This window comes from Actinosynnema sp. CS-041913 (assembly GCF_050942485.1).
Lineage (GTDB): Bacteria > Actinomycetota > Actinomycetes > Mycobacteriales > Pseudonocardiaceae > Actinosynnema.
This window is the reverse complement of the sequence record NZ_CP192037.1, coordinates 3,744,682-3,769,740: the sequence shown is the minus strand read 5'-3', so window position 1 is coordinate 3,769,740 and position 25,059 is coordinate 3,744,682. Positions and strand designations below refer to the sequence as shown.

The window sequence follows — 25,059 nt, the reverse complement described above, 5'->3', positions numbered from 1 at the left end:
GAAGCACGTCCTCCAAACCGTTGGGGGAACCCGCCATCTTGCTGTTTCCGCCGGTACGCGGAGTAGTTCCGGACAGTTGGGACGACCTGGACAGGTGACCGTCGCCCACCCCGCTTGACAGGCAAGCGACGACTTGCCTATAACTGTTCCCGTGGACGCGGACCCCGACCTGTTCAAGGCCATCGGCGACGCGACGCGACGCACCATCCTGGACGAGCTGACCGACCGGGACGGTCAGACGCTGTTCGAACTCTGCGGCAGGCTGACCATGAAGCACGGTCTGGCCTCCTCGCGCCAGGCCATCTCGCAGCACCTCGCGGTGCTCGAACAGGCCGGCCTGGTGCGCACCCGGCGACAGGGCCGGTACAAGTTCCACCACCTCGACACGGGCCCGTTGCGCTCGATCTTCGAGCGGTGGCCCATCGACAGAGAGGCACCGAACCCGTGATCCGCATCAACATCACCAGCGTCCTGGTCGACGACCAGGCCAAGGCGCTGGACTTCTACACCGGGAAACTGGGGTTCATCAAGAAGACCGACGAGCCCGCCGGCGGAGCCCGCTGGCTCACCGTGGTCTCCCCCGCCGACCCGGACGGCGTGGAACTGCTGCTGGAGCCGGACGGCCACCCGGCGGCGGGCCCGTTCAAGAAGGCCTTGGTCGACGACGGCATCCCGTTCACGCAGTTCGCCGTCGGCGACGTGTACGCCGAGGTCGAGCGGCTCAAGGGGCTGGGCGTCGAGTTCACCCAGGACGCGACCGACCTGGGTCCGGTGGTCACCGCCGTCTTCGACGACACCTGCGGCAACCTGATCCAGATCGCCGCCATGAAGTAGTCGCTTCCACCGCCGGACATCGGGGCCGACCGGTTCGTCGTCGGGGCGTGTCGGCACCTGCACGCCCTTGCCGCCGAAACCGGCCTACCGCAGGCACTCCGCCCGGGTGGCGAAGCTGTCACGGGAGTCGTCCACGGTCAGCGCGCACCGCCGCAGCACGTCCGCCGCCTCCTGGTGGCGGGCCACCACGTCGAACCGCTCGGTCAGCGTCCCGGTGTGCACGGCGGGGCCGCCGACGGCGAAGTCGAGCAGGGTGAACGGGTTGCGGAACTCGGGCCGGTTTCCCGCCGTGAACGGCACCAGACGGACGTCGCGGCGCTCGGCGAGGCGGTGCAACTGCGTGCGGAGCGGTTCCGGGTCGCCCGCCCACGTGTGCAACGCGGCCTCGTGCACGAAGAACTCGCACGTGGGCGGCAGGTGGCGGCGCAGGACGTCCTGCCGGTCGACGTCCCCGCCCAGGCCGTGGGCGTACGCCGAGGTCTGGAGCAGCGCCGGGACGGCCAACGTGTCGTACGACACGATCTCCGTCGCCCTGCGTTCGGCCGCGCGCAACGCCTCCGGGCCGTCCGGATCGGCGTGGTCGTAGTGCGCGAGCCGGACCAGGTCGATCAGGTCGATCCCCCTCCGCACGCCGTCCACCTGCGAGAGCCGCCCCAACCGGATGTCTTTCACGGTGCGCCACCGTAGTGCGGCCGACCCGCCGGTTCGAGCCGGCCACCGCAAGATCACTCCATAGTGGAATGCATTGAATCCGTACGTACTGATTGGATTTCCGGGGCCCGCCCTGGCAACATCGACCGGTGCCCAGGGTGAGCCAGGACCACCTCGACGCCCGCCGCCGCCAGATCCTGGACGGCGCGCGTGCGTGCTTCGCGCGCTACGGCTACGAGGGAGCGACCGTGCGCCGCCTGGAAGAGGCTACCGGCCTGTCCAGGGGAGCGATCTTCCACCACTTCCGGGACAAGGAGTCGCTGTTCCTCGCCCTCGCCGAGGACGACGCGCTCCGGATGGCCGACGTCGTGGCCCGGCAGGGTCTCGTGCAGGTCATGCGCGACCTGCTGGCCGCGCCGGAGCCGGACGCCGAGCACCCGGCGGACTGGCTCGGCACCCGGCTGGAGGTGTCCCGCCGGCTGCGCACCGACCACGAGTTCCGCGGTCGCTGGGCGGAGCGGTCGCAGCAGCTCACCGACGCCACCCGGCAGCGGCTGGTGCGCCAGCGCGAGGCCGGGAACCTGCGCGACGACGTGGACATCGACGTGCTGACGTCGTTCCTGGAACTGGTGCTGGAAGGCCTCGTGTCGCACCTCGCGATGGGGCTGCCCGCCGACGACCTGGAGCCCGTGCTCGACCTGGTGGAGGAGTCGGTCCGCCGACACCGCCGGTCCGGGTGATGGGCCGCTATCTCCTCGCGGCGGGCCTCGCCCGGTTCGCGGACGAGATGGTGGGCGTGGCCGTGGTGCTGTTGGTGTTCGCCCGCACGGGCTCGGCGGCGCTGTCCGGCGCGGTGGTCGCCGCGTACACGGTGCCGTCGATCCTCTCCGGACCGTTGCTGGGTGCGTGGCTGGACCGGACGCGGCGGCCGGTAACCGCGTTGGCGGGCAACCAGTTCGTGCTGGCCGCGGTGGCGTGCGGACTGGTGCTGGCCGGTGCGGACGTGCCACTGCTGCTCGGCCTGGCGTTCCTGGCGGGCATCACGCTGCCGATGACGAGCGGCGGGTTCACCAGCCTGGTGCCTCGGCTGGCCACCGATGTCGAGCGGGCGACGGCGTCCGACGCCTTGCTGTTCAATGTGTCCGCGATCGGCGGGCCGGCGTTGGCGGGGGTGCTCAACGCCGTGTGGGGGCCGGCGTCGGCGGTGATCACGTTGGGCGTGTTGGCTCTCGTCGGCGGTCTGTGGACGTGCGGGCTGCGGGTGCCGCCGGTGCACGTGGCGCATCCGTCGTTGACGGCCGCGATGCGGCGGGGACTGCGACACCTGGCCACCACTCCCCCGCTGCGCGGCGCGACCGTCGCGTCCGTGCTGGCGTACGGGGCGATCGGGATGTTCGCGCCCGTCCTGCCGGTGTACGTGATGTCGTTCGGCGTCGTGGAGGGCTATACCGGGCTGGTGTGGGCGGTGATCCAGGTCGGCTGCGTGGCCGGGCTGCTCGCGTTGCGCCGACACCTGCCCCGGTGGCGTCCCGAGCGGGTGGTGTTCGGCGCGGTGGCGCTGTACGGGGTGGCGGTGGCGACCTGGCCGTTGGCGTCGAGCTTCCCGGTGCTGCTCGGTCTGGCGTTGCTGAGCGGTGTCGTGCAGGGGCCGACGCTGGCGTCCACGATCACCGCGCGGCAGCGGTACACGCCCGGCGAACTGCTCGGGCAGGTGTCGACCACCGGCGCGAGCCTCAAGCTGGGTGGTTTCGCGATCGGGGCCGCCGTCGGCGGGGTGCTGGTGGCCAGGTTCGACCCGTCCGTGGTGATCTTGCTGGTCGCGGCGGCGCAGGGGGTCGCCGCCACGCTCGGAGTAATCGCGGCCCGTCCGTCGAAAGCCTTTCGGGTGACCCCATAGGATCACCGACATGGCTGACCCGCGACCTGCCCACGTGCACCGGGTGCGGGTGCGCCCGGTCGACTGCGACCGCCAGGGGATCGTGCACGCCTCCCGGTACCCGGTGTTCTTCGAGGCCGCGATGGTGGAGACGCTGCGCTCGCTGCTCGGCTCGTACCGGGAGCTGGAGAAGCACGGCATCGACTTCGTGATGGCCGAGACGTCCATCCGCTACCTGAACCCCGCGCGGTTCGACGACCTGCTGCGGATCAACGTCCGGGTGCGCACGCTCGGCACCACGACGCTGACCATGGGCTTCGACGCGGACGTGGACGGCACCGCGGTGGCGACCGGCTGGAACCGCTACGTGTCGTTCGGGACACCGGAACTGCGCAGCACGCCCATCCCGGAGGACTTCCGCCGCCTCTTCGAACCACGGCGGCCGGTGAAGCGCTAGCCGCCGACGCACGCGGGCAGTGGCCTAGGACGGCGCGGAGACGGCGTGGCAGGCGGCGTACCCGTCGGCCCGCCGGACGATCCGCCCGTTCCGGACCTCGACGGCGGTCTCGGTCTCGTCACTCACCGCCGGCACACCGGCGGCCTTGGCGAACGTGCCCGACTCGTCGGACACGACCTGCACGTCCGGCCAGGCGTGGACCGGGAAGGACTGGCGCAGCGGCCCGCATAGCTGGGCGACGGTGAGCCTGGACAGCGGCGCGAGTTCCTGGGGAGCGCTGGTCACCATCACAACGGTGGTGGGCGCGCCGGAGCGGACGGCCTGTTCGGCGGACACCAGCCGGTTCAGGCCGAGGATCGCCACCACACCGTCCCGCCGGGTGACGGGTTCGCCACGCACCAGGTCGACGGCCGGTGGTGGCGTCCAGGCTTCGTCGGCGGAGCGCACGGGCGGAGCGGGCGGGAGTGGCGACCACCAGTCGTTGAGGGCGAGACCGGCCAGCCGTTCACATGCGCTGACCACGTCGTAGGGCTCCAGGAAGCCGGGGGCGGCGGCGGCCAACTGGTGCGCGCCGTGCAGGGTGCCGAGGATGACCTCCGCTTGGCGGACCAGGCGGGGTACCGCGCCGCCGGCGGCCGGCGCGCCTCGCAGGCGGGTCATGGCGAGGCCGAGGAGCAGGGCGTCGAGTTCGAGGAGCTGGGTGTAGGGGTGGCGCAGGTCTTCGGCGAGGAGTTCGGGCAGCAGGTCGCGGCCCAGCCAGTCGTCCCCGGTCAGCGGACGGACCCAGGCGAGCGCCAACGCGCCCAGCACGCTCCGCAGGTCCTGCTGGACGTCGACCGGAGCGCCGTTCGCCGCTGAGTCGCCGGTGCGAGCGACTGCGCCTCGGTCGCCCTCCGGCGAGTGGTGCGCGAAAGCGCCGCCCTCCGGTCCGGGCTCCGCGAACGCACCCGTCTGGCTCGTGGACGGGTAGGCGCGTTCCGCCTGGTCGGCCAGCACCGCGAAGTACAGCGCCCGCTTGCCCGGGAAGTTCGAGTACACCGCTCCCCTGGTCAACCCGGCCCGCTCGGCGATCGTGTCGATCTTCGCCTCCCGGAACCCGCGCTCCGCGAACTCGTCACGGGCGGCCGTGAGCACCTTCACGCGGTTGCGCTCCTGGGTTTCGGCCCTGCTCACCCGCGCCATCCGGCTCTCTCCCCGCCCCCTCGTTGCCGCCCGACCGTGATCCACGATATCGTCGCCATTCAGATGATGAGAACATCTGACTAGAACATCTGGAGTGAGCACATGACCGTGTACGAGATCGATCCGACCGACCCCTCCGTCCTGCTCGACCCGTTCACCGCCTACGACAAGGCCCGTGAGGAAGGCCCGCTGGCCCGGATGCAGCTACCCGGCATGGGCAAGATGTGGATCGTCACGCGGCACGAGGACGCCAAGGCCGTGCTGGGCGACCCGCGGTTCGCGCCGAACGCGTCGAGCTACCCGCGCCTGCCGGGCATCCCCGAGCACTGCCTCCGGTACCTGCGCACGATGTCCGAGATGGACGGCCCGGAGCACGTCCGGCTGCGCCGCCTCGCCGCGCCGGCGTTCACCGCCCGGCGCGCCGCCGCGTTCCGGCCTCGCGTCGAACGGATCGTCGGGGACCTGCTCGACGCCCTCCCGTCCGGCGAAGTCGACCTGCTGGCCCGGTTCGCCCGCCCCTTGCCGATGGACGTGATCTGCGAACTGGTCGGCATCCCCGAGTTCGACCGTCCACAGTGGAGGGAGTACGGCGCGGCCGTGGTGGGCGGGTTCGGCCAGGCGTTCCTGGACGCCGTCCCCCGCATCGTCGAAGGCGCCCTGGCCGCCGTCGCGCGCCGCAAGGAGGAGCCCGGCGACGACCTGATCTCCGACCTCCTGCACGGTGACGACGACCGCTACTCGGACGCCGAGCTGGTCACCCTGGTCTGGCACCTGGTACTGGCCGGCCAGACCCCGACCAACCTCATCGCCAACGCCGTGGCGACCCTCTTCGACCACCCCGAACAGCTCGCCGCGCTGCGCGCCGACCCGTCCCTCCTGCCACGCGCGGTGGAGGAGCTGACCCGCTGGGTCGGCCCGCAGTTGCTCACCACCCCCCGTTACGCGAAGGAGGACGTGGACTTCGACGGCGTGGTCGTCCGGCAGGGCGAGCCGGTCACCGTGGCGATCGTGGCCGCCAACCGCGACCCGCGCGTGTTCACCGATCCCGACCGCCTGGACGTGACCCGCGCGGAGGCCGGGCACCTCGGCTACGGCCACGGGCCGCACTTCTGCCTGGGCGCGGCGTTCGCCCGGACCCAGACCGAGGTGGCGCTGTCGGCGCTGCTGACCCGGTTCCCGGACCTCGCGCCGGCCGGCACGCCGGAACGCGCCCCGGACGGCGGCACCTGGCGGCTCGCGTCGCTGCCGGTCACCCTGTGACGCCCGGCAGTGGCCGTTGACGTCGACCTGCCCGCCGGAGGTGATCGGTTCTGTCCTTGAGACTTTTTCGCATCCGCGTCACCGTGGACACATGCCGTCCACGGTGAAGAACGCGACGTTGCTGTTCCTGGGGCGCACCGTCGTCCGGGCTCAGGCCCTGCTCGGTGATCCGGCCGCGAGGCTGTTCGGGATGAGTCCCGCGCGCGATCCATATCCCGCTTATGAATCCGTGCGCGAACGCGGTCCGCTGGTGAAGAGCAGAATGGGCCTCTACCTCACCGCGTCGCACGAGTTGTGCAACTCGCTACTGCGCGATCCCGGTTTCGGCACGCTGCCGGCGGGTGAGTTTTCGCCGGTCGACTCGGCCGCCTACGTCGGCGGGCGGCGGCTGGTGAATCCGGTCGAGGAATCGTTCCTGGTGCTCAACCCGCCCGACCACACGCGGCTGCGGCGGCTGGTCGCGCCGTGGTTCACGCCGCGCGGGCTGCGCGAGCAGGCGGCGACCGTGGCGCGGGTGGTCGAGGAGTACCTGGACGAGGTGGCCGGGCGCCCGACGTTCGACCTGGTCGGCGACTTCGCCGCGCGCGTCCCGATCCAGGTGGTCGCGGACCTGCTGGGCGTGCCCGGCGCGGACCACCGGTCGTTCGCCCGCTGGGGAAGCGCGTTGGTCAACGCGTTGGACGGCGTCCGCGACCTGGGCGAGCTGCGGGCGCTGCACAACGGGCTGCGCGAGTTCGAGGCGTTCCTGGACGACCTGATCGCGCACCGCCGCGCGCATCCCGGCGACGACATCGTCAGCGCGCTGGTCAAGCACGAGGACCTCACCCGCGAGGACCTGATCGCGACCACGGAGCTGCTGCTGGTGGCCGGGTTCGAGACGACGGTCAACCTGATCGGCAACTCGGTGCTGGCCGTGCTCGCGCACCCGGAGGTGCGGGAGCGGCTGGTGGAGGACCCCGATCACGCCGAGGCGGTGGTCGAGGAGACGCTGCGGCTCGACCCGCCCGTGCAGTACACGGTGCGGTTCCCGTTCAAGAGCACGAAGATCGGCGGCACGTGGGTGCCGAAGGGCACGCCGGTCATGCTGCTCCTGGCCGCCGCCAACCGCGACCCGGCGGTGTTCGCCGACCCGCACCGCTTCACGCCCGGCCGTGCCGACGGACGCGAGCACCTCGCGTTCTCGTCGGGCATCCACTACTGCCTGGGCGCGGGCCTGGCGCGGATGGAGGGGGCGGCGGCATTGCGCGGGCTGTTCCGGCGGTTCCCGGATCTGCGGGCGGCGGGCCGGGTGCGCCGGCGTCCGTCGCGGGTGATCCGGGGCGCGGCGCGGTTCCCGGTGAGCACCGGATTGGCAAAAGATCGCTCAATCGTGGAAACCATCAGGTGATTCACAGGAATGTAAGGCATCCTGGAACACGCGTGGGCGACCCGCCGCACCGCCGCCGCGGCGGGTCGCCCGCGCTTCTCCTTTTCCGCATCAATGCGGATTTCCATTGCCGCCGGCGCGGACCCGCGTCAGCCGACTCCCTGCATCAGCTTCCTGATGTTGTTGGTGCCCAGGACGAGCAGCACGCCGAGCAGGATCGACAGCCCGCCGAGCACGCCGAAGTACGCCACGGCGTTCTCGTCGCTGTAGAACCGGACGACGATCGCGCCCACGCCCTGTCCGGCGGCCGACGCCAGGAACCACAGGCCCATGGTCTGCGAGGCGAACGCGCGCGGCGCGAGCTTGGTGGTCACCGACAGGCCCACCGGGGACAGCAGCAGCTCGCCGGAGGTCATCACCGCGTACATGGCGATGATCCACAGGAAGCTCGCCCGCACCGCCGGGTCGCCCTGGCTGGCGATCATCATCAGCACGTACGACACGCCGACCAGCAGCAGCGCGTACCCGAACTTGCGCGGCGTCGCCGGCTGGCGCTTGCCGAGCTTCACCCACAGCAGGGCGAACAGCGGCGCGAACAGGATGATCATCACCGGGTTGATGGACTGGATGAACGACGGCGGGATCTCCAGGCCGAGGAAGTTCCGGTCCAGCCGGGTGTCGGCGAACGCCGCGATCACCGTCGCGCTCTGCTCGAACAGCAGCCAGAACATGGCGGCGGCGATGAACAGCGGGATGTAGGCGGTCAGCCGGGACCGTTCCACCGGGGTGGTCTTCGGGCTGCGCATCATCACCACGAAGTACCCGATGGGCAGCAGCACGGACGCGACGCTGATCAGGTTGATCACGCCTTCGGCCCCCAGCACGCCGGTGAGCACGAGGATCACCACGACGGCCACCACGCCCAGCGTCACGCCGCCGATGCGGGCCAGCACCCCGCCGCGCTCCTCGGCGGGCAGCGGGTTCGGCGGCACGGCGGCCGACGAGCCGAGGTTGCGCCGCCCGAACCGGTACGCGATCAGCCCCAGCGCCATGCCGACCGCCGCCGCGCCGAAGCCGAGGTGCCAGTCGACCTTCTCGCCCAGCGTGCCGCAGACCAGCGGGGCGAGGAAGCCGCCGAGGTTGATGCCCATGTAGAAGATCGTGAAACCGGAGTCGCGGCGCGGGTCGTCCTGCGCGTAGAGGCCGCCGACGACGGTGGAGATGTTCGGCTTGAGCAGGCCCGTGCCCAGGACGATCAGGATCAGCCCGGTGTACACGCCGGCGATGCCGATCGGCAGCGCGAGCGCGATGTGCCCGAACATGATCAGCACGCCGCCGTAGAAGACGGACCGCTGCCCGCCGAGGACCCGGTCGGCCAGCCAGCCGCCCGCGACGCCGGACATGTAGACCGACGCGCCGTAGATGGCGACCAGGCTGAGGGCGAAGCTCTTGTCCAGGCCCAACGCGCCTTCCGCCGTGGAGCGGTAGAGGTAGTAGGCGAGGATTGCCTTCATGCCGTAGTAGGAGAAGCGCTCCCACAGTTCGGCGAAGAACAGCGTGGACAGTCCTCGGGGGTGTCCGAAGAAGCCCCGCTGCGGGGCGGAAACCGCGCTCGTGGCGCTCACTGGTTCCTCCTGGTGTCAACGATGTCACCCACGGCGTTCCGGCTCACGTTACGCCGTACGGGCGTACTGGATGAAATCGACGCGCGCTCCGGTGGCCCAACGCACACGTTCGGGGTGCGGTCCGGCGCAACCTTTGGTGCACTCGTGGGGTGGATCTGATCGAGGCTCACGGACGCGCGATGACGGAATTCGACTCGCGGGTGCGCCGGGTGCGCCCCGACCAGTGGCAACTTGGCACACCGTGCAAGGAGTGGTCGGTCCACGACCTGGTCAACCACCTGGTGCACGAGCAGCTCTGGGCCCCCGAGCTGTTGGCGGGCTGCACGGTCGAGCAGGTCGGGGACCGGTTCGAGGGCGACCAGTTGGGCGCCGACCCGCTGCACGCGTGGGTGCTCGCGGCGGCTGCCGCCCGCGAGGCGTGGATCTCGCCGAAGGCCCTGCTGCGACCCGTGCACCTGAGTTGGGGCAAGGCGACGGCCGTCGAGTACGGGTGGCAGATGACCCTGGACCTCGGTGTGCACGCGTGGGACCTGGCGCGGGCGATCGGGGCCGATGACCGGATCGATCCGGAGCTGGCGCGGACGCTGTCGGCGTACGCGTCGGAGCACGCGGCGGAATTCCAGGACAGCGGCGTGTTCGGTCCTCCTGTACCGGTGCCCGATGACGCCTCCGACCAGGACCGGCTGATCGCCTTGCTGGGTCGGACGCCCTGACGCCGCTGTGGCCGGCTTCCCTGCCGCGCTCATCGAGAAGGATTCCCACCGGAAGTTGTTGTCATGGGGGGAACTCATCCGGAGTTCCCCCCATGACCTATTCCTTGGTCCGGGCGGGGCCCCCGTGACCAAGTCAAGTACGCGCGTCCCACCCCGCGCAGCTCCCGTATGCACGGGGCGGGACGTGCTCCCCCTTACCATGTGCGGGAACCCCCGAGCTTGCCTCGCACCCCACTGTGATAGCCCGTTGCGGTTGTCAGGTGTCGGCGGACTTACACCTGACAACGTTTGCCGGACAACCACGTCGGGCCCCGCCGCAGGCGTGCGGCGGGGCCCGACGGGCGCCGGACGGACCTGGGATCGACGTCGGCACCGGGTGGGTGGTCGTCCCAGGAGCGTGGCAGGGCTGTCTTAATTCGCGGACAAGAGCAGGTCACACGCTTTTGAAGGACACGGGTGGGGCAGGCGACGCGGCGTCACGGACCGTTGTGACCGGGGGTCCAGCTCTCCGGCCGGCCACTCTCGGTGAGGACGAGCTGCCAGTCCGCGAACCCCTCGGGGGCGCTCGGCTGCCACGGCCAGTGGCCGTCCGTGGTGGGCAGGATGATCTGGACGGCCGCGAAGTCGCCCTTGCCGTAGAGGAGGAAGGCGCTGCCGAAGAACTCCGGGTAGAAGCCCTTGAAGACGCGCTCGAAGGTGACCGGCACACCGTCGAAGAAGTCGTGGTAGAGCTTCCCGGGCACGAACCGCTCCCCTTGACTGGCCCGCGAGACGTAGGCCCTGATGAGCGCTTCCGCCATCTCCGGCGGCAACCCGATCACGACCGCTTCGGCTACCCCGAACCTGCGCCACGCTCCCACGGAGAAGGCGTACTGAGCACCCTCCGCGTCCTCCGGGACGGTGACGACGGCGTGGCCGAAGCGCTCGGCCTGGTCGAACAGCCAGTCTCGGAGCTTCTCTTCGTGGGGGTTCAGCGCAGGACTCGACACAGCCCCATTGTGCCCTCTCCTCAGATGTGCCCAACCCGGCCCTGCGCAAGCACCGCAGCAGCGAGAGCGCTGCGCGAGCACAACAGCCCGAGGCTCGCGCGAGCACAAAGAAGGGGCCTCGTGTTCTCCCCGTATGGCCTGCCCGCAGGGCTACCGCGCTTGTCCAGGGAGCGCAAGCACGCTCTTCGCTTGCGCTCCCTGGACAAGGGTGGTGGTCTTTGACAGGTCATGCGGGGAGAACACGACGCCTTGCCCTTCCTCCCCGGAGGCCTGCCCAGCGGCGAGCGCCCGCTTTTGATCTTTGGTCTTGAGGCGGTCGCGATCGCGCTTCGACGAAGAGCTACAAGCGTCCTCGCCGGACAGGCAGGCCGCCAAGGATGATCACAAAAGCAAGACTCGGGCGTCGTGTCATCCCCGCATGACCTGGTCAAAAGACAACCACCCTTTTCCTGGGAATGCAAGCGAAAAGCGTGCTTGCATTCCCAGGAAAAGCGCGGTTCCCTGCGGGCAGGCCATACGGCAATGCCACTAACTTTAGCCACGTTTTCACAGCTCAGATCGATCCAGAGGACGTTCAGCTCGACCGGATCCGGGCCATCCCGGACTCGTTGGGGCGAGAGGCGACCTGGGGATCTGCGCCTGCGCGATGCAACTATGTCCTAAGTGGACAATCTTTCGTAGTGTCATCCGGCCTGTTCGGCGGACGAACCTGGCCCTGACCAGCGGAAAGCTTAAGTTAGTGGCATTGGGCCATACGGGGATGACACGCAGCCCACCTGGGGGTGTGCGCGCTGCGCGCGCCACGGCAAGAGCGCGAAGCGCGCCAGAGCAAAGCGCGGAGCGCGCCCCGGCAAAAGCGCGGAGCGCGCCCCCGTTCAGAGAGAGGCGTCGGTGCCTAGGCGTCTACCTCGGCCATTACCTGGTCTGACACGTCGAAGTTGGCGTAGACGTTCTGCACGTCGTCGCAGTCTTCGAGGGCGTCGATGAGCTTGAAGATCTTCCGTGCGCCTTCGGCTTCCAGTTGTACCGACACCGACGGCAGGAAGTTGGCTTCCGCGCTCTCGTAGTCGTAGCCCGCGTCCTGAAGTGCTTTCCGGACCGCGACCAGGTTCCCGGCCTCGCTCACGACCTCGTAGCTCTCGCCGAGGTCGTTGACGTCTTCCGCGCCGGCGTCCAGCACTGCCATCAGGACGTCGTCCTCGGACAGGTCGTTCTTCGGGACGATGACGACACCCTTCCGGGCGAACATGTAGGACACCGAGCCCGGGTCCGCCATGCTGCCGCCGTTGCGGGTCATCGCGGTGCGGACCTCGGAGGCCGCTCGGTTGCGGTTGTCGGTGAGGCATTCGACCAGGACTGCCACGCCGTTGGGGCCGTAGCCCTCGTACATGATGGTCTGCCAGTCCGCTCCGCCGGCCTCTTCACCGCCGCCGCGCTTGCGGGCGCGTTCGATGTTGTCCAGGGGCACCGAGTTCTTCCGGGCCTTCTGGATGGCGTCGTAGAGCGTCGGGTTGCCGTCCGGGTCGCTGCCGCCGGTGCGGGCCGCCACCTCGATGTTCTTGATGAGCCGCGCGAAGAGCTTGCCGCGTTTGGCGTCGATTGCGGCCTTCTTGTGCTTGGTGGTCGCCCACTTTGAGTGGCCGCTCATTTCTCCTCCGTCTGATACTCAGCCCGCGGCACGGACCATGTCCACGAAATAGCGGTGCACGCGCCCGTCTCCGGTCAGTTCCGGGTGGAACGAGGTGGCGAGCACGTGCCCCTGCCGAACCGCGACGATCCTACCGGCGGCGTCTCCCGCCTCGGGGGAATCCGGGACCTCGGCGAGCACCTCCACGCCGTCACCCGCGCTTTCCACCCACGGGGCGCGGATGAACACCGCGTGCACCTCGCCCACTCCGGTGAAGTCCAGTTCCGCCTCGAACGAATCGACCTGCCTGCCGAACGCGTTGCGCCGCACCACGATGTCCAGCCCGCCGAGCTGGTGCTGGTCGGGTCGGCCGTCGAGGACCCGGTCGGCGAGGAGGATCATGCCGGCGCACGAGCCGTAGGCGGGCATGCCCTCCTTGATCCGCGCGCGCAGCGGCTCCAGCAGGTCGAACGTGGCCAGCAGCCGGCTGATGGTCGTCGACTCACCGCCGGGCAGCACCACGCCGTCCACCTCGGCCAGTTCCTCCGGGCGGCGAACCGGGCGGGCCAGGACATCGGACTCGGCCAAGGCGACGAGGTGTTCACGGACGTCGCCCTGGAGGGCGAGGACACCGACGACGGACACGGCTGGTTTTCCTCCTTGGTAGCTCCCACCAGCCTAGGTGACCGGGCCGGACGGGGTGCTCGTGGCATCCGTCCGGCCCGGCCGGGACCGCCTGGCGACGGGCGGGGCTAGTCGCCCACCGCGACACGTCCGGAAGCCTGGTGGGCCTTCGAACGGCGGGACTCGATGGCTCGCCAGCCGACGAACAGGACCACGGCGAGCACGGGGATGGACCAGAACGCGATCCGCTCGGCGGTGCCCGCGAACGCCATCAGCACGATGACCAGCGCGAGGAACGCCAAGGTCGCGTACCCGGTGTAAGGGGCGCCGGGCATCCGGTAGGACGGGCGGACCAGCTCGCCGCGCAGTGCGGCTTTCCGCAGTCGGAGCTGGCAGAAGATGAGCGTCGCCCAGGTCGCGACCACGCCCAGCGAGGCGATCGCGATGGCGATGTCGAACGCCGCCTTGGGCACGATGTAGTTGAGCACCACACCGGCCAGGTAGGCGAGGGACGTGAACAGGATGCCGCCGTAAGGCACGTGCCGGGAGTTCATCCGGCCGGTGAACGCCGGGGCCTCGCCCTTCTGGGCCAGCGACCGCAGGATGCGGCCGGTGGAGTACAGGCCCGAGTTGCACGACGACAGGGCGGCGGTCAGCACGACGGCGTTCATCACGTCACCGACGCCGGCGACGCCGAGTGCGGAGAACACCGTGACGAACGGGCTTTCCGCGCCGCTGTACAGGTTCCACGGCAGCAGCATGGCGAGCAGCAGGACCGACCCGACGTAGAACACGCCGATCCGGTAGACGACACCGTTGATCGCCTTGGGCAGCACCTCGCGCGGGTTGGCGGTCTCGCCGGCGGCGATGCCGACCAGTTCGATCGCCGAGTACGCGAAGATGACCGCCTGGAGCGTCATGAGCGCGATGCCCACGCCGGCGGGGAACATGCCGCCGTTGCCGAACAGGTTGTGCACGCCGGCCTCGTGGCCGCCGACGTCCGCGTTGCCGATGACGAGCGCGGCGCCGGTGAAGAGGAAGACGACGATCGCGGTCACCTTGATGACCGAGAACCAGAACTCCAGTTCGCCGAACAGCTTCACCGAGAGCAGGTTGATGGCGACCAGCGCGCCGAGCGCGATCAGCGCGGTCACCCATTGCGGCAGGTCGGGCAGCCAGCGGTGCACGTAGATCGCCACGGCGGTGATTTCGGCGATACCGGTCATCGCCCAGTTCACCCAGTACATCCAGCCGGAGGTGAAGCCGGCCCACGGTCCGATGAACTCGCGGGCGTATTCCACGAAACTGCCCGCGGTGGGCCGGTGCAGCACCAGTTCGCCCAATGCGCGCATCACGAAGAACGCCGCGATACCGCAGGCCGCATAGGCGAAGACCAGCGAGGGACCGGCTTGGGCGAGTCTGCCGCCGGCGCCCAGGAACAGGCCCACACCGATGGCGCCACCGATGGCGATCATCTGCACTTGGCGCTTGGACAGCGCTTTGGTGTAGCCGTCGGCGTCCGGCTCCGTTGCCCTCTGCTCCTTCATGGTGGCCGGACGTTAGTGGCTCCCGGCGAGCAGTCGCGATCCACTTGAGGAAGGTTTGATGTAATCGCGCTCACCATGCGCGGAAAGGGCCTGGTCGAGGTCGTCCCACAGATCGGCGAGGGCTTGCCGCGCCAGCCCGCCGTCGGCACGGTCCGGGACCGGGTAGGTGGTCGACAGGTCGATCGGCGGCGCGTGCACCCCCGGACCGACCAGGAGGAACCTGTTGTTCCAGCACGTGCGCAAGCCCACCGTGCCACCGGCCGGCGAAAGCCGGGACTTGTGATCGTGACGGCCGGACGATCACTCGGCGGCGCGGTTCGCGGTGTGTTAGGCAATGGACATGCGTGATGCACTCGGTGATCTGCTCGACGGCCGTTGGGCGGCGTTGCGCCGCAACTCGTCGGACCTGCTCGGGAAACTGGAGCCGGTGCGCGACCTGGGCCGCGAGGAGTACCAGGCGTGGGTGTTCGAGCAGTTGCGCGCGTTGGCCGCGGCGGGGCACCCGCTGATCGGGTTCCCCGCCGCGTACGGCGGGCGGGACGACGTCGGCGGCTCGGTGGTGGCGTTCGAAGTCCTCGGGTTCGGCGATTTGTCGCTGATGGTCAAGGCGGGCGTGCAGTGGGGGTTGTTCGGCGGGGCCGTGCAGGCGTTGGGGACTCAAGCGCACCACGACGAGTACCTGCCGGCGATCATGAGTCTGGAGTTGCCCGGCTGCTTCGCGATGACGGAGACCGGGCACGGTTCGGACGTCCAGCACCTGCGCACCACCGCGACCTACGATCCGGCGGCGCGGGAATTCGTCGTGCACACGCCGGATGTGGGGGCGCGCAAGGACTACATCGGCAACGCCGCCCGTGACGGACGGCTGGCCGTGGTCTTCGCGCAATTGGTGACCGGCGGCGAGGCGCACGGCGTGCACGCGTTGCTGGTGCCGATCCGGGACGCGTCGGGCGCGCCGATGCCGGGCGTGCGGATCGAGGACTGCGGGCCGAAGGCCGGGTTGAACGGTGTCGACAACGGGCGGCTGACGTTCGACCACGTGCGGGTGCCGCGGTCCGCGTTGCTGGACCGGTACGGGTCGGTGTCCGTCGACGGCGAGTACTCCAGCCCGATCGAGGGTGTCGGACGGCGGTTCTTCACCATGCTCGGCACGTTGGTGCGAGGGCGGATCAGTGTCGCGGGCGGCGCGGGCAGCGCCACCAAGAAGGCGTTGGCCATCGCGGTCCGGTACGGACTCACGCGGCGGCAGTTCACCCGGCCGGACTCCGGCGAAGAGGTGGTGGTGCTCGACTACCTCGCCCACCAGCGGCGGTTGCTGCCCGCGTTGGCCACGTCCTACGCGCTGCACTTCGCGCAGGAGGAGCTGGTGTCGGCGTTGCACGACGTGGCGGACGACCGCGGGCAGCGGGAGTTGGAGTCGCGGGCGGCGGGGCTGAAGGCGGTGGCGACCTGGCACGCGACGGCGACGATCCAGACGTGTCGGGAAGCGTGTGGCGGAGCCGGGTACCTGTCCGAGAACCTGTTGGCGGGGTTGAAGGCGGACACCGACGTGTTCACGACGTTCGAGGGCGACAACACCGTTCTGCTGCAACTGGTCGCGAAGGGGTTGCTGACCAGCTACCGGGACCACGTCGGCGACCTGGACCCGTGGGGCATGGCGCGGTTCGTGGCCGACCAGTTCGTGGGCGTGGTCATCGAGCGCACGGCGGCGCGAGCGATCATCGACCGGCTGGTGAGCGGCAGCTCCGATGCGTTGCTGGACCGGGGTTGGCAGGTGCGGCAGTTCGAGGACCGCGAGCGGCACGTGGTGGAGGGGTTGGCGCGGCGGTTGCGGCGGGCGACGCCCGAGAGCGCGTTCGACGTGTTCAACGCCGCGCAGGACCACGTGCTGCATGCCGCGCGGGCGCACGTGGACCGGGTGGTGCTGGAGGCTTTCGTGGCGGCGGTGGGCCGGTGCGAGGACGCCGCGACCGCCGCGTTGCTGGACCAGGTGTGCGATTTGTACGCGCTGAGCACGATCGAGGCGGACCGGGCCTGGTTCCTGGAACACGGCAGGCTCACCCCGGCGCGGGCCAAGGCGGTGACGCAGGCGGTGAACGACTTGTGCGCCGGTCTGCGACCGCACGCGCGGCGTCTGGTGGACGCGTTCGGCATACCCGAGGGCTGGCTGGGGGCACCGATCATCACGTGACAGGTCCAGAATGGTCCGTATGGACGAGCTGACCGCGGGACTGGCCGGATACGTGCGCGCGGTCGCGGCACAGGTCGGCGTGCCGACCGAGGGAACCGAGTACGAGGTCAGCGACACCGCGACCGCGTACCTGGCGCTCGCCGAGGGCACCGGCCGCGACCTGATGCTGCTGTGGAGCGAGACGCACGGATGGTCGATCGCGGTGGAGACGGCGCCCGCCGAGCCTCCCGTCGTGCTGGCCCACCTGGGTGTCCCGGTCGTGCCGCCGCCGCGCACGGTGGCGCGGTTCGTGAAGGACGTGCTGGCGGGCAAGCGCGGCAGCACCGAACCCACCGTGGGCGGCGACCGGAGCGTGCTGGCCGTGCGCCTGCGCCCGTACGCGATGTTCTGAGTGTGCGTTGTGCCTTGTTCTGGACGTCTAGACGCCGAGGAACCGGAGTCCGGCCGTGGTGGCGGCGGCGAGGATCACCACGACCACGAACGGCGCCTTGCGCCACGCGGCCAGCCCGCCGACCAGGACACCGATCGGCAACGCCCACCCGGCGAAACCCTGACCCTTGGTGAGCGACGACGTGGCGATCAGCGCGACCAGCAGCACGGTGGCCGACATCGACATCAGCTCGTTGGCCTTGGCGGGCAGCGTGAACCGGTCCCGCAGCAGGGGCCCGGCGAGCCGGAACGCGTAGGTCCCGACCGCCAGCACCAGGACGGCGGTCAACGTCATGCCCGGACCTCCTGTCTGCCGAACGCGACCACGAGGCCGCCCAACGCCAGCAGCACCGGCAGCCCGGCGGGCAGGAACGGTGTCGTGGCGAGCGCGATCGCCGACCCGAGCAGCGCGGCGTGCCGCGTCCGACGATCCTTCAACGCGGGCAACGTCAACGCGAGCAGCGCCGCCGGGAACGCCGCGTCGAGCCCGAACGCGGCGGGGTCGCCGATCGCCTGTCCCACCAACGCCCCCGCGACGACGGCGACGTTCCACGCGCCGAACAACGCGATGCCGCACGACCAGTAGGCGGCGCGGGCCCTGGCCGGGTCGCGCTGGGCCAACGCGAAGGCGACCGTCTCGTCGACCAGCAGGTGGCTGCCCACCAGCCGGGCGACCAGCCCGCGCCCGAGCACGTCGCCGACCGCCAACCCGAACGGCAGGTGCCGGGAGTTGAGCACCAGCCCGGCCAACACGGCAGCCGCCGGACTGCCGCCACCCGCGATGATGCCGACCGCCATGAACTGCGAACCGCCGGCGAAGACGAGCAGCGACATGACGACGGGCAGCCACCACGGGAGGCCGGCGGCGACGGAGATCGCGCCGAACGAGGCGCCGTTGACCGCGGCGCCGGCAGCCACCGCGGCGACGTCACGCAGTAGCTGGGGGTCTAGAGTTCGCCATATCGAACGCATCGTCTTCCACGATGAACAGTGCGGGACTGTTCGTCAAGGCGAACGATTGGACTGTTATGTCGAACACAGGCGCGCCACTGGAGGTCATCGCCGCTTCGTTGCGGCGGGAGCGGGAGCGGGTCGGGCTGTCGCTGAGCGAACTGGCCAAGCGCGCGGGCATCGCGAAGTCGACGCTGTCGCAACTGGAGGCGGGCAGCGGGAACCCGAGCGTCGAGACCTTGTGGGCGTTGGGCGTGGCCCTGGGGGTGCCGTTCAGCCGGCTGGTCGATCCGCCGGTGGCGCGGGTGCAGGTGATCCGGGCCGGCGAGGGGCCGGCGATCTACTCCGAGCGGGCCCATTACACGGCGACCCTGCTGGCCTCCTGCCCACCCGGGGCTCGGCGGGACATCTACGTGTTGGACCTGGAGCCGGGGAATCCCCGGGAGTCGGAGCCTCACATGGCGGGGACCGTGGAGCACATGATCGTCAGTCGCGGGCGGGTGCTGGCGGGGCCGCAGAACGAGCCGATCGAGCTGGGGCCCGGGGATTACCTGTTGTACCCGGGAGATCTGCCGCACACGTGCGCGGCGTTGGAGCAGGGCACGTCGGTCGTGCTGGTGATGGAGCACGTGTAGAACACCCGTTCGAGCGATCTCGATCTTATGGGGAATCGACCGATAGACGGTGCATGCAAACAGCTACCGCACCACCTAGGGTCGAACCCATGAGCAAGGAACGCGAGACCAAGCCCGTCCACGTCCGCGACGTGCCTGCCGAGGTCGTCGCGGTCCTCCAGTCCCGGGCCAACGCGCACGGCATGTCGCTGACCGCCTACCTCCGCAACGTGTTCATCGAGATGGCGAACAAGCCGACGATGGCGGAGTGGGTCGAGTCGGCGACCAACCGCGGTTGGGGTGTCGACCGCGAGGCTGTCCACCAGGCTTTCCGTGAGGTCCGAGAGGAGTTCGACGCCCGGTGAACGTCAGCATCGTGGTCGACTGCTCGGCACTCATCGAGGTCGTCGCCGGAAAAGTCCCCGACCGGGAGCTGCTCCACAGGCTCTCCACCGCCATCGGCGCCGCCGCGCCGGAACTCATCGACGTCGAGGCGATGGGTGTGCTGCGCCGCCTGGAGTCCAGGAAAGCGCTGTCCCGCGATGAGGCGACGACCGCGTTGACCATGGTCCAAGCCGCGCCCATCAACCGGGTTCCGCACCGCCCTTTGATCGAGCGGGCATGGGGCTTGCGGCACTCCATCCACGCCGCCGACGCCTTCTACGTCGCGCTCGCCGAAGAACTCGGCGTCCCGCTCGTCACCTGTGACGCGAGGCTGGCGGGCTCGAATGGCCATCAGGTCGACATCGAGGTCTATCCGGTGTCCTGACAAGCGCGACGGCCCCGCGGGTGTTCACCCGCGGGGCCGTCGTGGACAGACTTCTACCAGCCGCGCTCGGCCAGTCGGTGCGGCTGGGGGATCTCGTCGACGTTGATGCCGACCATCGCCTCGCCCAGGCCGCGCGACACCTTCGCGATCACGTCCGGGTCGTCGTGGAAGGTGGTCGCCTTCACGATGGCCTCCGCGCGCTGCGCCGGGTTGCCGGACTTGAAGATGCCCGAGCCGACGAACACGCCCTCGGCGCCGAGCTGCATCATCATCGCCGCGTCGGCCGGGGTGGCGATGCCGCCGGCCGTGAACAGCACGACGGGCAGCTTGCCCGCTTCCGCCACCTCGCGGACCAGCTCGTACGGGGCCTGCAGTTCCTTCGCCGCCACGTACAGCTCGTCGGCCGGGAGGTTCTGGAGGCGGCGGAGTTCGGCGCGGATCTTGCGCATGTGGGTCGTCGCGTTGGAGACGTCGCCGGTGCCGGCCTCGCCCTTCGAGCGGATCATCGCCGCGCCCTCGGTGATGCGGCGCAGGGCCTCGCCGAGGTTGGTCGCGCCGCACACGAACGGCACGGTGAACTGCCACTTGTCGATGTGGTTGGCGTAGTCGGCCGGGGTCAGGACCTCGGACTCGTCGACGTAGTCCACGCCCAGGGACTGGAGCACCTGCGCTTCGACGAAGTGCCCGATCCGGGCCTTCGCCATGACCGGGATCGACACCGCCGAGATGATGCTCTCGATCATGTCCGGGTCGCTCATCCGGGACACGCCGCCCTGCGCGCGGATGTCTGCGGGCACGCGCTCCAGCGCCATGACGGCCACCGCGCCCGCGTCCTCGGCGATCTTGGCCTGCTCGGCGGTGACCACGTCCATGATCACGCCGCCCTTGAGCATCTCGGCCATGCCGCGCTTGACGCGGGCGGTACCGGTGACGGGCGTACCGGAGTCGGGTGAAGTGGTCACGGCCAACCTTTCGAGTGAGTGCACGACACTCTCATGGTACGGCGCACGTGGACCGCCCAAGCAGGCCAATCCGGCACGTTCTCAGCAGGCCACTCGACACACAACCGCAGGTAGTGGCCTACGCCACCCTTGGTGTGCCTGCACGCGGCGGACCCCAGGCAGCCCGCGCCGGGTCGCCTGTTCGAGCGGCGCGCCCCCTTATCGGAGAACGTCGACGGCGTCGTCGTACATGCGGAACAGCGCGGGCAGCTCTGAGGCGTGCGCGGCCAGCGCCTCCCAGCACCGGGCGACCAGCGCACGGGCCTGCGTGCCGATCCACGGCTGCGGCAGCAGCACGGGCGGGAGCAGCGGGTCGGGCTCGACGGCACGGGTGAACTCGGCGGCCAGTTCCACCGCGATCCGCAGCAGGTCGGTCCGCGACACGCCCTCCGTCAGCCGCCGCAGCCGGACCCGCGCGACCTCGGCCAGGCGTTGGTGACGCGCGGCGATCTCGTCCAGCGGCCACAGGCGCGCGGCCAGGGCCGCGGGTACGCGTTCGCGTCCGATGCGCAGGTCCGTGCTGGTCAGGAAGGTGACGGAGGGCAGCACGCCGAGGTGGACGGCCTCGCGTTCGACCAGGTCCTCCCAGTCGTGCGGCGAGACGTAGAGGCCGCCGTGCAGCGCCGCCCCGCCCAGCCGCACGATCGCGTCCCGCAGGGCGTCGCGTGCGGGTCGTTGGGATTCCGGCACCGCGAACGCCACGAGGTGCCACATGCCGTCCCACTGCGCCTCCCCCGCGTCCTGGCGGTACATGAACCGGACGAACTCGATGTCCGGTTCGGCGGCCCGCCGCGCCTGTGGCGTCATGCTCAGCACGGCTCGGCGGCCTCGACCCTCGACGGTGAACTTCCCTTCCGCCACCAGTCTTTTTATGCACAGGCGCACCTGCTGGTCGGACATGCCGAGCGCGTCCGCCACCTCGTACAACTCGGCCGCGTCGACCTTGCCGTCCGTCCGCACCAGGGCTTCGACCACCGTCCTGGTGGGCACCTCCACGTTCATGTGCTCAAATCTACTACGTTCGTACTAGGAACGATAGTTCGGAGGTTGCCGTGAAGTGGGTGCGGGTGCTGGCTTCGGTGTTGGTGTTGGTGGTCGTCTCCGGGGGGTGGGTCGTCTACCAGCACTCCTACTCGGTCCGCGAGGAGCGCGTGGAGATCGGGGATCTGCGTGGGGTGCTCGCGCTTCCGGAGAGCGGGGCTCGGCACGGGTTGGTGGTGTTCGTGCACGGTGACGGGCCGATCGACGCGACTCACTCGACCTTCTACCGGCCTCTGTGGGAGGCCTTTGCCCGAGCCGGGTACGCCTCGCTGTCGTGGGACAAGCCCGGGATCAACGGTGCGCCGGGGAACTGGCTGTGGCAGACCATGGGTGATCGTGTTCGGGAGACGTTGGACGCGGTGGCTTGGGCGCGGGGGCGGCCGGAGATCGATCCCGAGCGGATCGGGGTGTGGGGCGCCAGTCAGGCCGGGTGGGTGGTGCCGGCCGTTGCTCGGCATCCGGATGTGAAGTTCATGATCGCCGTGTCGCCTGCCGTGAACTGGCATCAGCAGGGGCGGTTCAACCTGCTTGCTTCGTTGGAGGCTCGTGGGGCGTCCGATGAGGAGGTCGCTGCGGCGTTGGCTCGGCGGGAGACGACGTTGTCGCACTTGCGGCGGGGATCTTCGTTCGAGGAGTACCGGACGGCCGTGGGGGATGCCGTAGTGCGGGATGCGGGGATGACGGCGGATCGGTGGCAGTTCGTGTCGGCCAATCACCTGTCGGACGCTTCGGCGGATCTTGCCCGGGTTCGGGTGCCGGTGCTGCTTGTGCTCGGGGGGCGGGATGTGAACGTGGATGTCGCCGATACCGAGGCTCGGTACCTGCGGTTGGTTCCCGGGGTGCGGGTGGTGCGTTATCCGGATGCGGCGCATGACATGACTCGGGGTTCGTTCTGGGATGCCGTGGTGGCGGTGGTTGCGCCTCGGTCGTTGTTCGTGGACGGGTATTTGGCGGATCAGCGGCGGTTCCTGGAGGGGCTTCGGGGGTCTGCTCCTCCGGGCTGAGTGGGTGGTGTCGTCACGGTGCGTGTGGTGGGTCCGGTGTGGGTGGTCCCGGGGGTTCTCCTCTGGGTTCCTCCTGCCGGGTTGGGTGTCGGGGTTGGGGTTGTCCCGTTGGCCCTTCGGGTGTGAGATCGAACACTAAACACTTGTGGAGGGTGGTCCCCATGGGAACCAAGAGCTCCGATAACGGCCACTCGGCAGGCGCGGTCGCTGTGGATGACCCGGCCAAGGTCCGCAATGTCGTCCTCGTCGGGCCTTCCGGGTCTGGCAAGACGACGCTCACCGAGGCCCTGCTTGCCAGTACCGGCGTGCTCACGCGGGCCGGGTCGGTTACCGAGGGCAACACTGTTTGTGATCATGATCCTGCCGCCGTGCGGCAGCAGCGGTCCGTCGGGCTTGCTGTCGCGCCCGTTCGGCACGGGGATGTGAAGATCAACTTCATTGACACGCCGGGGTATGCGGACTTCGTCGGTGAGTTGCGGGCCGGGTTGCGGGCTGCTGATGCCGCCTTGTTCGTCGTCAGTGCCGCCGAAGGGGTGGACGCCACGACCGTTGCTTTGTGGGAGGAGTGCGCGGCGGTTGGGATGCCGCGTGCCGTGGTCGTTGCTCGTACCGATCACCACCGGGCTGATGTGGCCACCGAGATCGCCTCCTGCCAGGAGGCGTTCGGGGCCGGGGTCGTTCCGCTCTACCTGCCCGGTGACGACGGGCTCGTCAACTTGTTGACCACTGACGATCCTCGGTACGAGGACCAGCGCAACGCGTTGATCGAGGGCATCATCGCCGAGAGCGAGGACGAGACCCTCATGGACCGGTACCTCGGTGGTGAGGAGATCGACCAGGCCACGCTCATCGCCGATCTGGAGACTGCCGTCGCGCGCGGTTCATTCCACCCGGTGATGCCGGTGTGCGCGATGACCGGCGTCGGGTTGCCCGAGTTGCTCGACGGGGTGGCGCGGGCGTTTCCCTCGCCGTTGGAGCACCTGTTGCCCGAAGTCACGGGGGTGGACGGGATTCCCCATCCTCGGCTCGCCGCCGATCCGAACGGGCCGTTGGTGGCGGAGGTGGTGCGGACCGCCGTCGACTCGTATGTCGGTCGGGTGTCGTTGGTGCGGGTGTTCTCCGGGACGTTGCGGCCGGAACGTCCGGTGCACGTGTCCGGCCACGGGATGGCCGACCGGGGACATGAGGACCACGACGTGGACGAACGCGTCGCGCACGTGTACTCGCCGTTGGGTGCGAACCTGCGTGAGGTGCCGTACTGCGTGGCGGGTGATCTGTGCGCGTTGACCAAGCTGGGTTCTGCCGAGACCGGTGACACGGTGTCCGCGCCGGACAAGCCTCTTCTGGTGGCTCCGTGGGAGATGCCGGAACCGCTGCTGCCGGTCGCGGTGGTGCCGCGTAGTCGTAGTGACGAGGACAACCTCGCTCGCAACCTGGGCAAGCTGGTCGCGGGCGATCCCACGTTGCGGTTGGAGCGCAATGCCGAGACCCACCAGCTCGTGCTGTGGTGCATGGGTGAGGCGCACGCCGACGTCGTCCTGGCCCGGTTGCGCGCGGGTGGGGCGGAGGTGGACACCGAGCCGGTCCGGGTCGCGCTGCGGGAGACGTTCGCCGCGCAGTCCAAGGGGCACGGGCGGCACGTGAAGCAGTCCGGCGGGCACGGGCAGTACGCGGTGTGCGACATCGTCGTCGAGCCGTTGCCGCGTGGCGTCGGGTTCGAGTTCGTGGACAAGATCGTCGGTGGCGCTGTTCCGAACCAGTTCATCCCCAGTGTCGAGAAGGGTGTCCGGGCGCAGTTGGAGCGTGGGCTCCAGTCCGGCTATCCCGTGGTGGACGTGCGCGTGACGCTGGTGGACGGCAAGGCGCACTCGGTGGACTCCTCCGACGCGGCCTTCCAGACGGCCGGGTCGATGGCGTTGAAGGACGCGGCGGTCAACGGCAAGACCGCCCTCCTGGAGCCGATGGACGAGGTGACCATCCGGCTGCCCGACGACCACCTGGGTACGGTGCTGGGCGACCTGTCCGGTCGGCGCGGGCGGGTGCTCGGCACCGAGGCGGACACCGCCGGCTACACCGTGATCCGGGCCGAGGTGCCGGCGACGGAGCTGCTCAGATACGCGATCGAGCTGCGCTCCCTGACCTCCGGCACCGGCACGTACACCCGGCGCTTCTGCCGCTACGACCCGTTGCCGCAGGCGTTGGCGGCCCGGTCGTCCTGACCTGCCCCCGTGCCGGGCCCGCGAGCCCCGCCGAGCGCGGTCCCGGCATCCGGAGGCGGACTCGACCCGGCCGGGTGCGCCGGGTCTCC

General features: G+C 69.9%; 27 protein-coding genes. 15 read left to right on the top strand and 12 right to left on the bottom strand.

The window, feature by feature from the left end; genetic code table 11:
* The first annotated feature begins 151 nt into the window (after nucleotides 1-151).
* Entirely contained in the window at nucleotides 152-448 is a 297-nt protein-coding gene (locus ACQPZF_RS17985; protein WP_433273038.1) for an ArsR/SmtB family transcription factor, read from the top strand.
* Complete coding sequence (locus tag ACQPZF_RS17980) at nucleotides 445-834, top strand: VOC family protein (protein ID WP_433273036.1); 390 nt, start codon at nucleotides 445-447, stop codon at nucleotides 832-834. Before ACQPZF_RS17985 ends, ACQPZF_RS17980 begins: the two co-directional genes overlap by 4 nt.
* An 84-nt stretch (nucleotides 835-918) precedes the next feature.
* Here the strand turns inward: ACQPZF_RS17980 and ACQPZF_RS17975 are convergent, their stop codons facing one another.
* Nucleotides 919-1,506 (bottom strand): DUF5753 domain-containing protein, encoded by a 588-nt coding sequence (locus ACQPZF_RS17975; RefSeq protein ID WP_433273034.1) that lies wholly within the window; start codon nucleotides 1,504-1,506, stop codon nucleotides 919-921.
* Between the two features lie 128 nt (nucleotides 1,507-1,634).
* Here ACQPZF_RS17975 and ACQPZF_RS17970 point away from each other — a divergent pair, with 128 nt between their 5' ends.
* From ACQPZF_RS17970 to ACQPZF_RS17960, 3 genes are read left to right on the top strand one after another with little or no spacing between them, the layout of a single operon-like run.
* A complete protein-coding gene (locus tag ACQPZF_RS17970) occupies nucleotides 1,635-2,225 on the top strand; it encodes a TetR/AcrR family transcriptional regulator (protein ID WP_433273032.1) in 591 nt (196 codons plus the stop codon).
* On the top strand, nucleotides 2,225-3,382 hold the full coding sequence (locus ACQPZF_RS17965; protein WP_433273030.1) for an MFS transporter: 1,158 nt from the start codon (nucleotides 2,225-2,227) through the stop codon (nucleotides 3,380-3,382). Before ACQPZF_RS17970 ends, ACQPZF_RS17965 begins: the two co-directional genes overlap by 1 nt.
* A gap of 10 nt (nucleotides 3,383-3,392) precedes the next feature.
* The gene (locus ACQPZF_RS17960) at nucleotides 3,393-3,818 is read left to right on the top strand and encodes an acyl-CoA thioesterase (protein WP_433273028.1); all 426 of its coding nucleotides are present in this window, start codon (nucleotides 3,393-3,395) and stop codon (nucleotides 3,816-3,818) included.
* A 24-nt stretch (nucleotides 3,819-3,842) separates the two neighbouring features.
* Here the strand turns inward: ACQPZF_RS17960 and ACQPZF_RS17955 are convergent, their stop codons facing one another.
* Entirely contained in the window at nucleotides 3,843-5,000 is a 1,158-nt protein-coding gene (locus ACQPZF_RS17955; protein ID WP_433273026.1) for a TetR/AcrR family transcriptional regulator, read from the bottom strand.
* 102 nt (nucleotides 5,001-5,102) lie between these two features.
* Here ACQPZF_RS17955 and ACQPZF_RS17950 point away from each other — a divergent pair, with 102 nt between their 5' ends.
* Nucleotides 5,103-6,260, top strand: coding sequence for a cytochrome P450 family protein (locus ACQPZF_RS17950; RefSeq protein ID WP_433273024.1), 1,158 nt, complete (start codon nucleotides 5,103-5,105; stop codon nucleotides 6,258-6,260).
* A 91-nt stretch (nucleotides 6,261-6,351) separates the two neighbouring features.
* A complete protein-coding gene (locus ACQPZF_RS17945; protein ID WP_433273022.1) occupies nucleotides 6,352-7,647 on the top strand; it encodes a cytochrome P450 in 1,296 nt (431 codons plus the stop codon).
* Between the two features lie 128 nt (nucleotides 7,648-7,775).
* Here the strand turns inward: ACQPZF_RS17945 and ACQPZF_RS17940 are convergent, their stop codons facing one another.
* On the bottom strand, nucleotides 7,776-9,251 hold the full coding sequence (locus ACQPZF_RS17940) for a peptide MFS transporter (RefSeq protein ID WP_433273020.1): 1,476 nt from the start codon (nucleotides 9,249-9,251) through the stop codon (nucleotides 7,776-7,778).
* A 179-nt stretch (nucleotides 9,252-9,430) separates the two neighbouring features.
* Here ACQPZF_RS17940 and ACQPZF_RS17935 point away from each other — a divergent pair, with 179 nt between their 5' ends.
* Entirely contained in the window at nucleotides 9,431-9,964 is a 534-nt protein-coding gene (locus ACQPZF_RS17935) for a TIGR03086 family metal-binding protein (protein ID WP_433273018.1), read from the top strand.
* Between the two features lie 476 nt (nucleotides 9,965-10,440).
* On the opposite strand, the gene ACQPZF_RS17930 is transcribed toward ACQPZF_RS17935, so the two are convergent.
* From ACQPZF_RS17930 to ACQPZF_RS17910, 5 genes are all read right to left on the bottom strand, one after another.
* Nucleotides 10,441-10,953, bottom strand: a complete 513-nt coding sequence (locus ACQPZF_RS17930) for a DUF4262 domain-containing protein (protein WP_433273016.1) — start codon at nucleotides 10,951-10,953, stop codon at nucleotides 10,441-10,443.
* 895 nt (nucleotides 10,954-11,848) lie between these two features.
* A complete protein-coding gene (locus ACQPZF_RS17925) occupies nucleotides 11,849-12,601 on the bottom strand; it encodes a YebC/PmpR family DNA-binding transcriptional regulator (protein ID WP_433273014.1) in 753 nt (250 codons plus the stop codon).
* Nucleotides 12,602-12,619: 18 nt separating this feature from the next.
* Nucleotides 12,620-13,225: a pyridoxal 5'-phosphate synthase glutaminase subunit PdxT gene (gene pdxT, locus ACQPZF_RS17920; protein WP_433273012.1), complete on the bottom strand. Its 606-nt coding sequence runs from the start codon at nucleotides 13,223-13,225 to the stop codon at nucleotides 12,620-12,622.
* A 107-nt stretch (nucleotides 13,226-13,332) separates the two neighbouring features.
* Nucleotides 13,333-14,751, bottom strand: coding sequence for an amino acid permease (locus ACQPZF_RS17915; protein WP_433273010.1), 1,419 nt, complete (start codon nucleotides 14,749-14,751; stop codon nucleotides 13,333-13,335).
* A gap of 12 nt (nucleotides 14,752-14,763) precedes the next feature.
* Nucleotides 14,764-15,000 carry a hypothetical protein gene (locus ACQPZF_RS17910; protein ID WP_433273008.1) on the bottom strand — a complete coding sequence of 79 codons (237 nt, stop codon included), beginning with the start codon at nucleotides 14,998-15,000 and terminating at the stop codon, nucleotides 14,764-14,766.
* 91 nt (nucleotides 15,001-15,091) lie between these two features.
* Between ACQPZF_RS17910 and ACQPZF_RS17905 the strand changes: the two genes are divergently transcribed.
* Nucleotides 15,092-16,942 (top strand): acyl-CoA dehydrogenase family protein, encoded by a 1,851-nt coding sequence (locus tag ACQPZF_RS17905; RefSeq protein WP_433273006.1) that lies wholly within the window; start codon nucleotides 15,092-15,094, stop codon nucleotides 16,940-16,942.
* Between the two features lie 19 nt (nucleotides 16,943-16,961).
* A complete protein-coding gene (locus tag ACQPZF_RS17900; protein ID WP_433273004.1) occupies nucleotides 16,962-17,333 on the top strand; it encodes a DUF6292 family protein in 372 nt (123 codons plus the stop codon).
* Nucleotides 17,334-17,360: 27 nt separating this feature from the next.
* On the opposite strand, the gene ACQPZF_RS17895 is transcribed toward ACQPZF_RS17900, so the two are convergent.
* Together ACQPZF_RS17895 and ACQPZF_RS17890 are read right to left on the bottom strand one after the other, a co-directional pair.
* Nucleotides 17,361-17,666 (bottom strand): AzlD domain-containing protein, encoded by a 306-nt coding sequence (locus tag ACQPZF_RS17895; RefSeq protein WP_433273002.1) that lies wholly within the window; start codon nucleotides 17,664-17,666, stop codon nucleotides 17,361-17,363.
* Nucleotides 17,663-18,343: an AzlC family ABC transporter permease gene (locus ACQPZF_RS17890; protein ID WP_433273000.1), complete on the bottom strand. Its 681-nt coding sequence runs from the start codon at nucleotides 18,341-18,343 to the stop codon at nucleotides 17,663-17,665. Before ACQPZF_RS17890 ends, ACQPZF_RS17895 begins: the two co-directional genes overlap by 4 nt.
* Nucleotides 18,344-18,399: 56 nt before the next feature.
* On the opposite strand from ACQPZF_RS17890, the gene ACQPZF_RS17885 reads away from it, so the two are divergent.
* The 3 genes from ACQPZF_RS17885 (at nucleotide 18,400) to ACQPZF_RS17875 (ending at nucleotide 19,705) form a co-directional block, all read left to right on the top strand.
* Nucleotides 18,400-18,957, top strand: coding sequence for a helix-turn-helix domain-containing protein (locus ACQPZF_RS17885; protein ID WP_433272998.1), 558 nt, complete (start codon nucleotides 18,400-18,402; stop codon nucleotides 18,955-18,957).
* An 89-nt stretch (nucleotides 18,958-19,046) separates the two neighbouring features.
* A complete protein-coding gene (locus tag ACQPZF_RS17880; protein ID WP_433272996.1) occupies nucleotides 19,047-19,301 on the top strand; it encodes a FitA-like ribbon-helix-helix domain-containing protein in 255 nt (84 codons plus the stop codon).
* Nucleotides 19,298-19,705, top strand: a complete 408-nt coding sequence (locus ACQPZF_RS17875; RefSeq protein ID WP_433272994.1) for a type II toxin-antitoxin system VapC family toxin — start codon at nucleotides 19,298-19,300, stop codon at nucleotides 19,703-19,705. The genes ACQPZF_RS17880 and ACQPZF_RS17875 overlap by 4 nt, the downstream gene beginning before the upstream one ends.
* Before the next feature lie 53 nt (nucleotides 19,706-19,758).
* On the opposite strand, the gene pdxS is transcribed toward ACQPZF_RS17875, so the two are convergent.
* Nucleotides 19,759-20,667 carry a pyridoxal 5'-phosphate synthase lyase subunit PdxS gene (gene pdxS / locus ACQPZF_RS17870; RefSeq protein ID WP_433272992.1) on the bottom strand — a complete coding sequence of 303 codons (909 nt, stop codon included), beginning with the start codon at nucleotides 20,665-20,667 and terminating at the stop codon, nucleotides 19,759-19,761.
* A 198-nt stretch (nucleotides 20,668-20,865) separates the two neighbouring features.
* Nucleotides 20,866-21,708 (bottom strand): PaaX family transcriptional regulator C-terminal domain-containing protein, encoded by an 843-nt coding sequence (locus ACQPZF_RS17865; RefSeq protein ID WP_433272990.1) that lies wholly within the window; start codon nucleotides 21,706-21,708, stop codon nucleotides 20,866-20,868.
* A 50-nt stretch (nucleotides 21,709-21,758) separates the two neighbouring features.
* On the opposite strand from ACQPZF_RS17865, the gene ACQPZF_RS17860 reads away from it, so the two are divergent.
* Both ACQPZF_RS17860 and ACQPZF_RS17855 read left to right on the top strand, forming a co-directional pair.
* Nucleotides 21,759-22,751, top strand: a complete 993-nt coding sequence (locus ACQPZF_RS17860; RefSeq protein WP_433272988.1) for an alpha/beta hydrolase family protein — start codon at nucleotides 21,759-21,761, stop codon at nucleotides 22,749-22,751.
* Between the two features lie 161 nt (nucleotides 22,752-22,912).
* Nucleotides 22,913-24,970: an elongation factor G-like protein EF-G2 gene (locus ACQPZF_RS17855; RefSeq protein WP_433272986.1), complete on the top strand. Its 2,058-nt coding sequence runs from the start codon at nucleotides 22,913-22,915 to the stop codon at nucleotides 24,968-24,970.
* The last annotated feature ends 89 nt before the right edge of the window (nucleotides 24,971-25,059 follow it).

Bases quoted from the DNA above. Each gene is read 5' to 3' on its own strand.
- ACQPZF_RS17965 (WP_433273030.1), top strand. From the start codon at position 2,225: ATGGGCCGCTATCTCCTCGCGGCGGGCCTCGCCCGGTTCGCGGACGAG.
- ACQPZF_RS17960 (WP_433273028.1), top strand. From the start codon at position 3,393: ATGGCTGACCCGCGACCTGCCCACGTGCACCGGGTGCGGGTGCGCCCG.
- ACQPZF_RS17955 (WP_433273026.1), bottom strand. From the start codon at position 5,000: ATGGCGCGGGTGAGCAGGGCCGAAACCCAGGAGCGCAACCGCGTGAAG.
- ACQPZF_RS17950 (WP_433273024.1), top strand. From the start codon at position 5,103: ATGACCGTGTACGAGATCGATCCGACCGACCCCTCCGTCCTGCTCGAC.
- ACQPZF_RS17945 (WP_433273022.1), top strand. From the start codon at position 6,352: ATGCCGTCCACGGTGAAGAACGCGACGTTGCTGTTCCTGGGGCGCACC.
- ACQPZF_RS17935 (WP_433273018.1), top strand. From the start codon at position 9,431: ATGACGGAATTCGACTCGCGGGTGCGCCGGGTGCGCCCCGACCAGTGG.
- ACQPZF_RS17925 (WP_433273014.1), bottom strand. From the start codon at position 12,601: ATGAGCGGCCACTCAAAGTGGGCGACCACCAAGCACAAGAAGGCCGCA.
- ACQPZF_RS17915 (WP_433273010.1), bottom strand. From the start codon at position 14,751: ATGAAGGAGCAGAGGGCAACGGAGCCGGACGCCGACGGCTACACCAAA.
- ACQPZF_RS17905 (WP_433273006.1), top strand. From the start codon at position 15,092: ATGCGTGATGCACTCGGTGATCTGCTCGACGGCCGTTGGGCGGCGTTG.
- ACQPZF_RS17900 (WP_433273004.1), top strand. From the start codon at position 16,962: ATGGACGAGCTGACCGCGGGACTGGCCGGATACGTGCGCGCGGTCGCG.
- ACQPZF_RS17895 (WP_433273002.1), bottom strand. From the start codon at position 17,666: ATGACGTTGACCGCCGTCCTGGTGCTGGCGGTCGGGACCTACGCGTTC.
- ACQPZF_RS17890 (WP_433273000.1), bottom strand. From the start codon at position 18,343: ATGCGTTCGATATGGCGAACTCTAGACCCCCAGCTACTGCGTGACGTC.
- ACQPZF_RS17885 (WP_433272998.1), top strand. From the start codon at position 18,400: ATGTCGAACACAGGCGCGCCACTGGAGGTCATCGCCGCTTCGTTGCGG.
- ACQPZF_RS17880 (WP_433272996.1), top strand. From the start codon at position 19,047: ATGAGCAAGGAACGCGAGACCAAGCCCGTCCACGTCCGCGACGTGCCT.
- ACQPZF_RS17865 (WP_433272990.1), bottom strand. From the start codon at position 21,708: ATGAACGTGGAGGTGCCCACCAGGACGGTGGTCGAAGCCCTGGTGCGG.
- ACQPZF_RS17855 (WP_433272986.1), top strand. From the start codon at position 22,913: ATGGGAACCAAGAGCTCCGATAACGGCCACTCGGCAGGCGCGGTCGCT.